9 protein-coding genes are annotated in these 12,890 nt (G+C 68.3%); 7 read left to right on the top strand and 2 right to left on the bottom strand.

Annotated elements, in window-relative coordinates:
* Window positions 1–34: 34 nt before the first annotated feature.
* A complete protein-coding gene (locus ON22_RS18415; RefSeq protein ID WP_033241266.1) occupies window positions 35–340 on the bottom strand; it encodes a hypothetical protein in 306 nt (101 codons plus the stop codon).
* 192 nt (window positions 341–532) lie between these two features.
* Between ON22_RS18415 and ON22_RS18410 the strand changes: the two genes are divergently transcribed.
* From ON22_RS18410 to gatB, 7 genes are all read left to right on the top strand, one after another.
* Window positions 533–2,050 (top strand): sensor histidine kinase, encoded by a 1,518-nt coding sequence (locus ON22_RS18410; RefSeq protein ID WP_231507903.1) that lies wholly within the window; start codon window positions 533–535, stop codon window positions 2,048–2,050.
* A gap of 202 nt (window positions 2,051–2,252) precedes the next feature.
* Window positions 2,253–2,939: a response regulator gene (locus ON22_RS18405; protein WP_174375602.1), complete on the top strand. Its 687-nt coding sequence runs from the start codon at window positions 2,253–2,255 to the stop codon at window positions 2,937–2,939.
* A gap of 66 nt (window positions 2,940–3,005) precedes the next feature.
* The gene (locus ON22_RS38560) at window positions 3,006–5,435 is read left to right on the top strand and encodes a serine/threonine-protein kinase (RefSeq protein ID WP_051157772.1); all 2,430 of its coding nucleotides are present in this window, start codon (window positions 3,006–3,008) and stop codon (window positions 5,433–5,435) included.
* 62 nt (window positions 5,436–5,497) lie between these two features.
* Window positions 5,498–6,466 (top strand): serine hydrolase, encoded by a 969-nt coding sequence (locus tag ON22_RS18395; protein ID WP_231507904.1) that lies wholly within the window; start codon window positions 5,498–5,500, stop codon window positions 6,464–6,466.
* Window positions 6,467–6,545: 79 nt separating this feature from the next.
* The gene (locus ON22_RS18390; RefSeq protein WP_033241267.1) at window positions 6,546–7,580 is read left to right on the top strand and encodes an ATP-dependent 6-phosphofructokinase; all 1,035 of its coding nucleotides are present in this window, start codon (window positions 6,546–6,548) and stop codon (window positions 7,578–7,580) included.
* A gap of 369 nt (window positions 7,581–7,949) precedes the next feature.
* Complete coding sequence (locus tag ON22_RS18385) at window positions 7,950–9,332, top strand: alpha/beta hydrolase family protein (protein WP_033241268.1); 1,383 nt, start codon at window positions 7,950–7,952, stop codon at window positions 9,330–9,332.
* 44 nt (window positions 9,333–9,376) lie between these two features.
* Window positions 9,377–10,885 carry an Asp-tRNA(Asn)/Glu-tRNA(Gln) amidotransferase subunit GatB gene (gatB, locus tag ON22_RS18380; protein WP_033241269.1) on the top strand — a complete coding sequence of 503 codons (1,509 nt, stop codon included), beginning with the start codon at window positions 9,377–9,379 and terminating at the stop codon, window positions 10,883–10,885.
* 115 nt (window positions 10,886–11,000) lie between these two features.
* On the opposite strand, the gene ON22_RS18375 is transcribed toward gatB, so the two are convergent.
* Entirely contained in the window at window positions 11,001–12,623 is a 1,623-nt protein-coding gene (locus ON22_RS18375) for a Na+/H+ antiporter NhaC family protein (RefSeq protein WP_086007762.1), read from the bottom strand.
* Window positions 12,624–12,890: the final 267 nt, after the last annotated feature.

Raw genomic sequence — 12,890 nt, 5'->3', positions numbered from 1 at the left:
CCCCGTCTTCCACAGATGTACGGCCGGGGCCGGTTCACGCGACCAGCACCCGCGACGCCGTCCGGGCATCCAGTACCGCACGCAGCACCGGCTGTTCGGCCGCCAGTTCGAGGTATGCCTCGTCCACGGTCCGGCCCTGGGCGGCACCCAGTTCCAGCTTGGCGTCCAGATGAATGTTCCACCGATAGCGCAGGGCCGCAAGTACTCCTTGCGGTCCGCCGAACAACCGGTCGAGCTGGGGGATATCGTCGAACAGGTCGGTGCGGGCGGGGTCGCCGGCCGCGCGGTCGAGAACGGTGTGCAGGATCTCGGTGCGCAGGTGCTGCTCTGTCCAGGACATGGTCCGTGCCCTTTCGGTCGGGGCCTGGGGTGCGCCGCTCGGTCCGGTGCGGCGCCGACGCGTTCCACGCTACGGATCCGCTGCCCGCACTTCGTCGTGCGGCGGGCGAGAATCGATCTCCTACCGGGGGTGGAGACGAGCCCCGGCTCCGGGAGGATGTTTCCTGCGACCCGGGCTGATTACCCTGGAAATGTGCCTGAGAGCCACCTCACATCCAGTTCCGCGGCGGGTGATCACCCGCGGCGTAAGAGCGAGGGCATTGCCGCCGCGGCAGGTGGTGCCGGGGAGGTCGCCGGCTGCGGTGACCAGGCTGCGGTGGGCGGGGACGGGGAGGTCGCCGGTCGTGGTCATGGGGCTGTGAACGGTGGCGGTGCGAAAAGTTCGCGCCGCTCGGTGAGCGTTCGGGCCGGCCGGATGTGGCGCCGGTTCACGAACGGACGGTTGCGGCTGGGCTGGCACCCGCTCGGTGACCTGCCGTTCGACTACCCACCGAAGGTGGTGTTGTTCGCCGATCTGGCGCTGCTCGTCCTCGGACTCGTCGCCTGTCTGCAGCGGCACGAATACTTCCCGACCGTGCTGCCGTTACTCGCGGTGGTGCTGCTGTTCCTGTCGGTACCGGCCTATGTGCTGTTCGGGATCGTGCCGCGGCCGCTCGTGCTGGGATTGGCGACGATGGTCGCGGCGGCACTGTTCTTCGCCCAACCGGTGGAAGCCGATTTCGCGCCGTTCGTGCTGATGGTGGTGGCCGCCGAAATCGCGGCGATCGCGCCGAAACGGGTGAGTATCCCGCTGGCGCTGCTGGCGACCGTCGAACTGGTCGTCTTCGCCGTGCTGAGTCAGGCGCTGTGGGGAAACGACAATCTGCGCATCGGTGTCCCGATGTATGCGCTCGGCATCCTGCTCGGCTGGCTGGTCGGCGTGATGCTGCAGTACCAGCGGCTGTACCTGTATCAGGAACGGGAGAACCAGAATGTGCGGGCCGCGCAGGCAGCGGCCGCCGAACGCAACCGTATCGCCCGCGAGGTACACGATGTCATCGCCCATTCGCTCACCGTGACCCTGCTGCACGTCACCGCCGCCCGGCATGCGCTCAGTACCGACAGCGACGTAGAGGAGGCGGTGGATGCGCTCGCCGACGCCGAACGGCTGGGCCGGCAGGCCATGGCCGATATCCGGCGCACGGTGGGCCTGCTGGACTCCGGGCGGACCGCCGCGGGCCCGGAACCGGGCGCCGACGATATCCCCGCCCTGATCGACGACTTCGCCAACGCCGGCCTGACGGTGCGCCGCCGTTTCACCGGCGATCTGGACCGGATCTCCGCGGCGGTCGGTCTCGCGCTGTACCGCATCTGCCAGGAATCTCTGGCCAATATCGCCAAACACGCACCCGGCGCGGCCGTCGAATTCGCGCTGGAGGTCGGCGCGCGGTCGGCGGTCGTACGGGTGCGTAATCCGCTACCGCCGGGGGCGCCGGCCGCGCGTATCGGGCACGGCACCGGCGTCGGCGGAATGCGCCAGCGAGCCGAAGGACTGGGCGGCCGGATCCTCATCGGCCCCGAGGCCGGTTCTTGGATCGTACGAGCCGAATTCCCACTGCACGACCGCCCGGAGCGCGCCGGCGGTTCCGCGACCGAAACCCGTGAAGAACACTGTGCCCTGATGAAATCGATCGGCGTGCCCCAACTCCGCAGACCGGGACTGCCCGGATGACCACCGGCCTTCCGTCCCGTGTCGAGACAACGCGTGTGAACGAACGGCGCGTCTCATCCGTGCCGTTGCGGGCTGACCGGGCGGACGTCCCGGTTGCCCGGCCGGGCCGATCGGTGAGACAGCCGGGGCGCGGTATGACACGGCGGCCGTGGTGTGCCGATGCGGCTCGGCCGGTGCCGGCCGCCTGTTCACGGGAGGAACTATGACCAGGGCCGAAAGCGATCCGGAAGTCCTCGAGGTGTTGATCGTCGACGACCAGGAACTCGTGCGCGGCGGGCTGCGCCGCATTCTGCGCCGCCGCGACGGGTTCCGGATCAGCGAATGCGCCGACGGCGACGAGGTGCTCGCGGCGGTCGCGGCACACACTCCCGATATCGTGCTCATGGATCTGCGGATGAAACGGATGGGCGGTATCGAGGCCACCCGGCTGCTGCGGGCCCGTGCCGCCGAACCTCCGGTACTCGTCCTCACCACCTTCGACGACGACCAGCTGCTGTCCGGGGCATTACGCGCCGGCGCCGCCGGGTTCCTGCTCAAGGATTCCCCTGCCGAGGATCTGATCCGGGCCGTTCGCACCGTCGCCGCGGGCGGGGCCTGGCTCGATCCGGCTGTCACCGGCCGCGTGCTGACGACCTACCGCACCTCCGCGGTCACGCCGGCCGGGCCGCCCGCCGGTGGTGAGCTGACCGGCCGCGAATACGAGGTACTGGCTCTGATCGGCCGGGGCAAGGCCAACAGTGAGATAGCCCACGCGCTCGGAATCTCGGAGGTCACCGTGAAATCCCATGTGGGTCATATCTTCGGCAAACTGGGACTGCGCGACCGTGCCGCGGCCATCGTCTACGCGTTTGACCACGGTGTGGTTTCCCCGGGACAATCCAAGGTTTGACGGGCAGCCCGGCGCGACTACGCGACCGGGTCGATACGGCGCCCGCGACGTGGAGAGGATGGACGGGTGCAGGCGCCAGGTTCCGAAGTCGGCGGGCGGTTCGGTCCTTATGAGCTGCGTTCCTTGCTGGGTAGCGGCGGTATGGGGGAGGTCTACGAGGCCTACGACACCGTCAAAGACCGCGTGGTCGCGCTCAAACTGCTCTCCGGCGATCTGGTCGGCGACCCGGAATACCAGACCCGGTTCCGCCGCGAATCGCAGGCCGCGGCCCGGCTCGCCGAACCGCATATCATCCCCATCCACGATTGGGGCGTGATCGAGGGCCGGCTGTTCATCGATATGCGGCTGGTCGCCGGCACGGATCTGCGGTCCGTACTGCAGTCCGGCGGCCCGCTGAGCCCGCAGCGTGCGGTCACCGTGATCGAGCAGATCGCCGCCGCCCTGGATGCCGCGCATGTCGACGGTCTGGTGCACCGCGATGTGAAACCGGCGAACATCCTGGTCACCGACGCCGATTTCGCCTATCTCGCCGATTTCGGGATCGCCCACCACGCGGGCGATTCCGCCGTGACGCAGGCGGGGGTCGCGGTCGGCTCCTACACCTATATGGCGCCGGAACGGTTCGAGCGCGTACCGGTCACCACGCGGGCCGATATCTATTCGCTGGCGTGCGTCCTGCACGAATGTCTCACCGGTGCGCAACCGTTCGACGCGCCGAGTATCGGCATGCTGATCCGCGCGCATCTGGCCGAACCGCCGCCCCGGGCAAGCCTTCAGCGAACCGGGTTACCGGCTTCATTCGACGATGTGATCGCATGTGGTATGGCCAAGGATCCGCACGAGCGTTTCGCTACGGCAGGAGAACTCGCTGTCGCAGCCCGTACCGCGCTGAATTCCCCGGCACGTCCGCCGCAGTCGCACGCGGCATCTGCACCGGGAACCGGCGAATTCCCCGCAACCCCCGCGCCTTCCGTGGAGAGCTCCCCGCCGACCGGCGGTATACCCACTCTGGTGGTCCGGATTCCGAACCGCGACGAAGACGGTGCCCCCGATCAGACCACGGTCCTGCCCGCGATCATCCCCGGTGACCCCACCTCGGTACGCCCGACCGAATTCGAGTTCACTCCGCTCACCTCCGACGAACAGGCCGAGCCCGAAGCCCCGGGCGCCGGTATCCGCCCGTTCCCCGACGCCCACCTGTACCAGAACGAACAGTTGCATCCGGCGGCCGATCCGGATTCGGCGCCCGCAACCGGTGGTATGCCGGTCGCCGACTTCTACCCGCCCGATCAGGCGACCCGCATCTACGGCAAGGATCCCGCACCCACCGCTCCCGGCGCCGACGATGCGACCCGAATCTTCGAGCCGCAATCCGCCCCGGAATCCGTCGACTCCACCGTCGACGATGCCACCCGCGCCTATCGGCTTCCCGCGAGCACGGCCGACTCCGAATACCAGCCGCGCGAGCCTGCCCACGAACCGGATCATGCCTACAGCTCGGACCAGCGGGCATACGGCAGCCAGGCGCAGTCATACGAGAACGGCTACCGATCGAGCGATTACCCGTTCGAAGGGCGCCCGCACGGGCCGAGCGACCAGGCTTTCCAGCCGGATGAGGGCGGTTATCGCTCGGGCGAGTATCCGGTGGACGCCCATGGCGGGGCCGGCCGTGCGTACGGGCCGGATAAAGGTGCCTATCCGCCGGCCGAAGACGCATACCGGCCGGGCGGTGCGGCCGACCCGTCCACCGGCGACTGGTGGACCGCCGAGCGCGGTGGCCCGTCCGAGGACCGGCAGCCCGAACCGGTCCGGCCGGGCCCCGGCGGCCTGTTCGGTTACGGCGGTGCCGGCTCCGGGCCGGGAGATCTGCAGCCCGACTCGTACGGTTCCGGTCCTGCTCCGGGAGCCCCGCAGCCCGACCCCTATGCGGCCGCCTACGAAGCCGGTTACCGCGACAGCTACATGGCGAACGCGGCCCACCCACCCGCGTCCGAAGGGGAGGGGCAGCGATCCCGCACGGTGCCGATCCTGGCCGGGGCCGGTGTGTTCCTGCTCGTTGTGCTGGTCGCGATTCTCGGGTTCACCTTCCTCGGGTCCGGGGGCGAGGAGACGCCGACCGCCGCCGAACCCACCGGTGCCGCCACCACTGCCGCGCCCAGCAGTGCGCCGGCCACGTCCACCGCGCCGACCCGCACCTCCACCACGACCACCACCACGCGTGCCGCCGTGCCGGCCGATGCGCAGCCCTGTACTCCGGCCTCCGGTGGCGGCGCCTACGGTTCGGCGGCGGCCGGTACCGCGGTGACCAGTTGTGAGTTCGCCGAGTCGGTACGGCAGGCCTATCTGGATCCCACGGTGGTCTCCGCCGAGGGGGAACCCGTTTCCATCGAGGCCACGAGTCCGGTGACCGGGCAGGCCTACACCCTCGAATGTGTTGCCGCGGACGGCCTGGTCACCTGCCGTGGCGGCAACAACGCGGTCGTGTACCTGTACTGACCGGCCCCGGCCCGGTGCCGCGCACAGTTCGCGGGCCGATCCGGGCCGGGCTATGGTCGCCGATGAAGTACGGTGCTTCGACCGGGTACGAGACGTGGGAGATCGCAATAGTCATGGGCAGAGTTGTGTCGACCGAGAAGAAACGGGAACTCTTTCCGGCCCGGCGCCCGCTCGCCCTGCTCGGTTGCCTGCTCACCGCGGCGGTTGTCACCGCCTGCGGATCCGAGACCACCGAACCTCCGGCGCCGTCGACTTCGGTCACCCAGGCGGCCGCGGCCGATATGCCCGGCGCCGAGGTACTGATCACTGTCCCCGGCACGCTGGCCGCCGATTTCGTCGAGTTGGAGCGTTCGCAGAAGGGTGAACTGGGGCTGGCGATCATGCCGGTGGGCGGGGAGCGTCTCGTCGGGATGGGGAAATGGACCACCGGCCCGGCCTGGTCCACGATGAAGGTTCCGCTGGTTGTCGCCGCCGAGCGCAAGAACCCGGGCGGGCAGACGTATGCCACCTCGGCCGCCATCACCGCCTCCGACAACTCCGCTGCCGACAGCCTGTGGTCGAATCTCGGGACCCCGCGCGCCGCCGCGGATGCGGTGCAGGCCGTCCTGCGCGAGGGCGGCGACGATACGACCGTGGTCCAGGAGAAAGTCGTCCGGTCGGGGTATTCGGCGTTCGGCCAGTCCGAGTGGTCGCTGGCCGATCAGGTGCGGTTCGCGTCCCGGCTTCCGTGCCTGCCCGGCGCCGATACGGTGATCGACCTGATGGGTTCGGTGAGCGCGAACCAGCAGTGGGGGCTGGGCTCGGTCTTCGCCGAGGCCGATTTCAAGGGCGGCTGGGGTCCCGACCCGGACGGCGCCTATCTGGTGCGTCAGTTCGGCCTGGTCCCGGTCACCGGCGGCACGATCGCGGTCGCGCTTGCCGCGCAACCGGATTCGGGCACGTTTTCCGACGGGATGAACCTGCTCGACGAGATGGCCGGTCTCATCTCGCAGCATCTGGGCGAGTTCACCGGCGGGTCCTGCCCGGCCTGACAGCGGCCGGCGCGGGCGTTACCCGACATTCACGGGCCCGAGGCGGCGCGGCGGGCCGGAACCGGGCAAGATGGGCGCCATGCGCATCGGAATCCTGACCGGCGGTGGGGACTGTCCGGGACTGAACGCGGTGATCCGTGCCGTCGTCCGCACGGCGAACGGCCGCTACGGCGACGCCGTAGTGGGCTTCGAGGACGGCTGGCGGGGGCTGCTCGAAGACCGCAAGATCCGCATCCAGAACGATGACCGCACCGATCGCCTGCTCGCCAAGGGCGGCACCATGCTCGGTACCGCCCGCACCAACCCGGACGTCCTGCTGGCCGGCCTGAGCCGGATCCGGCAGACCCTCGACGACAACGGCATCGAAGCGCTCATCCCGATCGGCGGGGAAGGCACCCTCACAGCCGCCAGTTGGCTGTCCGAGGAAGGTGTTCCGGTGGTCGGCGTCCCGAAAACGATCGACAACGATATCGATTGCACCGATGTCACCTTCGGCCACGACACCGCGCTGTCCATCGCCACGGAGGCCATCGACCGCCTGCACACCACCGCGGAATCCCATCAGCGCGTGATGCTCATCGAGGTGATGGGCCGGCACGCCGGCTGGATCGCGATGCATTCCGGCATGGCGGCGGGCGCGCACCTGACCCTGGTACCCGAGCAGCCGTTCGACGTCACCGAGGTCTGCGCGCTGATCAAACGCCGCTTCCAGCGTGGGGACAAACATTTCATCTGTGTCGTGGCCGAGGGTTCGCATCCGGCCCCCGATTCCGGGTTCACCCTGCGCGAGGGCGGGGTGGACGAATTCGGGCACGAACGGTTCACCGGAGTCGCCCAGCAGCTCGGGATGGAGATCGAGCGGCGGATCGGCAAAGAGGTCCGCACCACGGTGCTCGGCCACGTGCAGCGCGGCGGCAGCCCCTCCCCGTACGACCGGGTCCTGGCCACCCGTTTCGGCCTGCACGCCGCCGAAGCGGTGCACGCCGGGCACTTCGGGCAGATGGTAGCCCTGCGCGGCACCGAGATCGGCCTGGTCCCATTGCACGAAGCGACCAAACAACTCAAGCGCGTCCCCGCCGACCGCTACGAGGAAGCACAGGCCTTCTTCGGGTAGTCCGTGCCAGAGCGGTGCGGCCCCACCGTAACCGCCCTGCCACATGCGACGTCGCTCCCATTCTGCACATCCGGATGGTTCACCTACCCGGGGTGGGGCCCGCCCGGTTCTGGAGCGACGGAGCGGGGGAGCGAAGCGGAGGAGCGCAGGAGTGAAGAACCGGGCCCAAAGGCCCCACCCCTCGAGACGCGGAGCGTCTCCAAAATTACCGCCCCGCCCTCCACGGATGGTCTACCTCGTGACCAGAGGTCGTCAGCACCCCGGCGATGGTGGCGCAGGGGGCGGGTCGGGGACCGGCACCGCCGCCGCGCCCCGACCCGCACCTCCGAAGACGTCCCCGAACAACGCACCGGCGATACAGTCGAGCCCATGCGCCATGGCAAGGGAGCGTTGCCGGTAGTGGTTGTGTGGTTGTTCGTCTCGATGCTTGTCGGCTGCGGCGACGGTCCGGCCGATGAGCGCGTGGCCGGGCAGTGGCACGGCGCCATCGAGGTGCCCGGTGCTCCGGTGGTGGTAGGGGTGGAATTCACCGGCCGCCACAGCGGAGTCATCGATATCCCCGCCCAGCAGATGACGCAGCACCCCCTGAGCGATGTCGTGGCCGACCCTGGCGAGGTGCGGTTCGGGGTTCCGGATGTCCCCGGCGACCCCCGGTTCGCCGGTCGGCTCGACGAATCCGTCGGCGCGATCGTCGGCGATTTCCGCCAGGCCGGGCAGACTTTCGGACTCACCTTGAACCGTGCGCCGGTGCCACCACCGGCGCGTCCGCAGGAGCCGCATCCACCGTATCCCTATCTCTCCGAGGAGGTTTCGTACCAGAGCGGCGGTATCACCGTGGCGGGCACACTGACCCGGCCCGATACCGCCGCACCGGTGCCCGCCGTCGTCCTGATCACCGGTAGCGGCCCGCAGGACCGTAACGAGGAACTCGCCGGTCACCGCCCGTTCCTGCTGCTCGCCGATACGCTCACCCGCGCGGGTTATGCGGTGTTGCGCACCGACGACCGCGGTGTCGGCGGGACCGGCGGCAACTTGAACCAGGCCGATTACGACGATCTGTCCGCCGATATCGAAGCCGGCCTCGGCTATCTGCGCGGCCGCCCCGAGATCGATCCGGACGGTATCGGCCTGCTCGGGCACAGCGAGGGCGGATACCTCGCCCCGCTGGTCGCCGCGCGACCTTCGAACGGGATCGCGTTCGTGATGCTCATGGCCGCGCCGGCGATCACGGGTACCGATATCGTCCTCGACCAGGGCACCCGGGCATTCGGCGCCGCCGGTGCGACCCCGGAGCAGGTCGACGCCCATCGCGCTTTCCTGACCGATTGGACCGCTGCGTTGCGCGCCGGTCAGCTCACCAAGGCCGCCCGGCTCTCCGAAACCTACAACCGTGCGCTGTCGGCCGAGTTGCGTGCCGCCAGTGAATCGCTCACCGCTGCGAACACGCCGTATATGGCTGCGCTGGTGTCCTACGATCCGGCACCGGCCCTGTCGGCGCTGCGGATGCCGGTGCTGGCGTTCTACGGGTCGAAGGACGCCCAGGTGACCGCGGACCCGAATGTGGAGACCATGCGGACCTTGCTGGCGGGCAATCCCGACGCGGACGTCCCGGTCTTCGACGGGCTGAACCATCTCATGCAGCCCGCCTACACCGGCCTGCCCAGCGAATACGAATCCATCGAGACCACCATCGACCCGGCGGTTCTCGATACCGTCACCGGCTGGCTCGGCGAACGGATACCGGCCGGTTGAGGTGACCGCCGGGCCTTCATACCTGCGCGCATAGACTGTGCTCCATGAGCGCACCCACCGTCGAACTCATGGATTACGCCGATGTCGTGACCCGGTACGAGCCGGTGCTGGGCATGGAGGTCCATGTCGAGCTGTCCACCGCGACCAAGATGTTCTGCGGTTGCCCCACCACGTTCGGCGCCGACCCCAATACCCAGGTCTGCCCGGTATGCCTGGGCCTGCCCGGTTCGCTGCCGGTGGTCAATCAGCAGGCGGTGGAGTCGGCCGTGCGTATCGGCCTTGCCCTGAACTGTTCCATCACGCCGTGGGGCCGGTTCGCGCGCAAGAACTACTTCTACCCGGATCAGCCGAAGAACTACCAGATCAGCCAGTACGACGAGCCCATCGCCACCGAGGGCTACCTCGATGTCCCGCTGGACGACGGCACCACCTTCCGGGTCGCGATCGAACGCGCTCATATGGAGGAGGACACCGGTAAATCGGTGCACGTCGGCGGTGCCACCGGCCGGATCCACGGCGCCAGCCATTCGCTGCTCGACTACAACCGCGCCGGTGTCCCGCTGATCGAGATCGTCACCAAACCCATCACCGGTGCCGGTGACCGGGCGCCGGAGGTGGCACGCGCCTACGTGACCGCGCTGCGCGATCTGCTGAAATCCCTGGACGTTTCCGATGTCCGGATGGAACACGGTTCGCTGCGCTGCGATGCCAATGTCTCCCTCATGCCGGTCGGCGCGGAGGTGTTCGGTACCCGCACCGAGACCAAGAACGTGAACTCGCTCAAGAGTGTCGAGGTCGCGGTGCGGTTCGAGATGCGCCGTCAGGCGGCGGTTCTCGCCACCGGCGGGGAGATCATCCAGGAGACCCGCCACTTCCACGAAGCGGACGGCTCCACCTCCCCGGGCCGCCGCAAGGAAACCGCTGAGGATTACCGGTACTTCCCCGAACCGGATCTGGAGCCGGTCGCCCCCGACGCGGCCTGGGTGGAAGGTCTGCGGGGCACCATCCCCGAATACCCGTGGCTGCGGCGCGCGCGTATCCAATCGGATTGGGGTGTGTCCGACGAGGTCATGCGTGACCTGGTGAACGCCGGCGCCCTGGACCTCATCATCGCCACCGTCGACGCCGGCGCCCCGGCCAAGGAGGCCCGCTCCTGGTGGGTCGCCTACCTCACCGAGAAGGCCAACGAGCGCGGCGGCTCCCTCGAGGATCTGCCGATCACCCCGGCCCAGGTCGCCGAGGTGATCGCCCTGGTCGAGGCGAAAACGGTGAACAACAAGGTTGCCAAGCAGGTCGTCGATCTGGTGCTCGACGGCGAGGGCGACCCGGGCGCGATCGTCGAGAGCAAAGGCCTCGGCATGGTCAGCGACGACAGCGCCCTGCAGGCCGAGGTGGACAAGGCACTGGCGGCCAACCCGGATATCGCCGACAAGATCCGCTCCGGCAAGGTGCAGGCAGCCGGCAAGATCGTCGGCGATGTCATGAAGGCCACCCGCGGCCAGGCCGACGCGGCCCGCGTCCGCGAACTCGTCCTCGCGGCCTGCTCGAGCTGAGGCGAACAGCCCGGCTGATCGGCAGCCAACCGGTTCCGGCCGCCTGCGGCGTCCGATAGACGTCGCAGGCGGCCGGAACCGGGTTCAACCGTTGTTCAGTTTTCCGGGAGAGCCCTCACAGAACAGCGAAAGCAATGCCGGTGGATGTGAGGGCGGCCAGCCCGGCTGCCCCCAGCGCGAGAGGCAGCTGGGTTTTCACGTGGTCCATGACATCGCCGCCGCAGGCCAGGGCCGACATGATCGTCGTATCGGAGATCGGTGAGCACTGGTCGCCGAACACCGCACCGCCGACCACAGCGCCGAAGCACAGGTGCATGAACGTCGGGCTGGGGTCGATGGAGTAGGCGAGCGGCATCGCGATCGGGAAGACGACGGCGAAGGTGCCCCAGGACGATCCGATCGAGAAAGCCACCGCCATGCAGATGGCCATGAGGATGGCGGGGAGCAGCGGGCCAACCACCAGATCCGATGTGGTTTCGACAATGTAGTTCGCGGTGCCGAGTTGCTTGGACACGAATCCGAGCGTTACGGCCAGGGCCAGCACCAGCGCACCGACGGTCACGCCCTTGCAGCCGTCGACGAATCCGTCGATGGCTTCACCGAGCGGGAGTCCCTTGATCAGCGCGAGCACGATCGCGACGATTACCGCCAGACCGAATCCCTGGGCGATCGGTACGTTGCCGGTCAGGATGTAGGAGCCGATCACGACTGCCAGCAGTACGCCCATGGGAAGGGCGAAGTCGATCACGCCGGGCTTGTAGTCCTTCGGCAGCTTCAGGGTGACCAGTTCTTCGGAGGTGATCGGTTTCGCGGTCGGGGCGTTCAGCTGTCCCGTGGTGCGCGCCCGGTGCATCGCTTTCCGCATCGCACCGCCGACCCAGGGCAGTTTTCCCCAGGCGAACAGCAGCGTCGCCAGCACTGCGAAGATCGCGTAGAAATTGAACGGGATCGAGCTGATGAAGAACGCGACGCCGTCGTTCTCGTCGAGGAAAAGCGGTGTGGTGCCGACTACCAGGCCCGCGACGTACAGCGGCCAGGCATTGAACGGAAGTATCGTCGCGATCGGGGAGGCCGTGGAGTCGACGATGTAGGTGACTTCTTCCTTCGACACCTTGTGCTTATCGGTGAGCGGCCGCACGGTGGTGCCGGCAAGGATCGTCGAAATCGTGCCGCCCTGGTGGAACAGCACGCCGACGAGCCATCCGAAGATCCGGGCACTGACCGGGCCGCGAACCAGCGTGCGACCCGCCAGCTCCGCGAAGGCCTGGGCGCCGCCGGTGCGGGTCCACAGGCCGATCAATCCACCCAGCGCCCACAGGTACACCAGGAGAATCGTCGCGAACGAGACGGTGCCCAGTGCCGGGAGCATGAAACCGTCGACGACGTTGTACTGCGCACTGACGACACCGCCGGTGATGACGCCCAGGAACAGTGCGGCCACCACGTTCTTGGTGGCGAAGACCACCACCAGGGTGACCACCGCCGGCAGCAGACTGAACGCACCTATGTGCTGGCCTTCTCCGGGAATGGTTCCCGGAGAAACGAGTCCGAGGACGATCAAGCCGAGCGCGAGCGCTACCACCCCGGCGATGGTGGGGGTATTGCCCATGCGGGAGGTATCGAGGAGTTTCTTCAGGCCGGTGGGGGCGGTGGTGGCACCGGCCTCGGTTGTGGGCGTACCGGTATCACTACTCGGAACCTCGGCTTCCGGTGTTGGGCTTGTGCGGGTTGCGGACATTGCTACCTCCGGACACGACCCGGACGCCTGAGTCCCGGGATGCGGATTGTCTTCGAATGGACCGGGCGGTCCTTGTCGGTCTCTCGTTCGAGTGCCGTCCGCGGGGCATGGTGTGTCTGCGCGACTCGGTCGATGGGTGTCGATCGAGGTTTGCCACCGTGCCGCCGCTGTGGTGTGACGGAGCACTAGTTGTTTCGACGCCGTGTGCCATTTCCCCTTAATCGATGCGCCGCTATGTAACGGTACGATAGGCGATGGGCGTCACAC

It is taken from the genome of Nocardia carnea NBRC 14403, assembly GCF_000308515.1.
GTDB lineage: Bacteria > Actinomycetota > Actinomycetes > Mycobacteriales > Mycobacteriaceae > Nocardia > Nocardia carnea.
This window is presented reverse-complemented; position numbering and strand designations above follow the sequence as displayed.

Coding starts and splice junctions, on each gene's coding strand:
- ON22_RS18415 (WP_033241266.1), bottom strand. CDS start 340: ATGTCCTGGACAGAGCAGCACCTGCGCACCGAGATCCTGCACACCGTT.
- ON22_RS18405 (WP_174375602.1), top strand. CDS start 2,253: ATGACCAGGGCCGAAAGCGATCCGGAAGTCCTCGAGGTGTTGATCGTC.
- ON22_RS18395 (WP_231507904.1), top strand. CDS start 5,498: ATGAAGTACGGTGCTTCGACCGGGTACGAGACGTGGGAGATCGCAATA.
- ON22_RS18390 (WP_033241267.1), top strand. CDS start 6,546: ATGCGCATCGGAATCCTGACCGGCGGTGGGGACTGTCCGGGACTGAAC.
- ON22_RS18385 (WP_033241268.1), top strand. CDS start 7,950: ATGCGCCATGGCAAGGGAGCGTTGCCGGTAGTGGTTGTGTGGTTGTTC.
- gatB (WP_033241269.1), top strand. CDS start 9,377: ATGAGCGCACCCACCGTCGAACTCATGGATTACGCCGATGTCGTGACC.
- ON22_RS18375 (WP_086007762.1), bottom strand. CDS start 12,623: ATGTCCGCAACCCGCACAAGCCCAACACCGGAAGCCGAGGTTCCGAGT.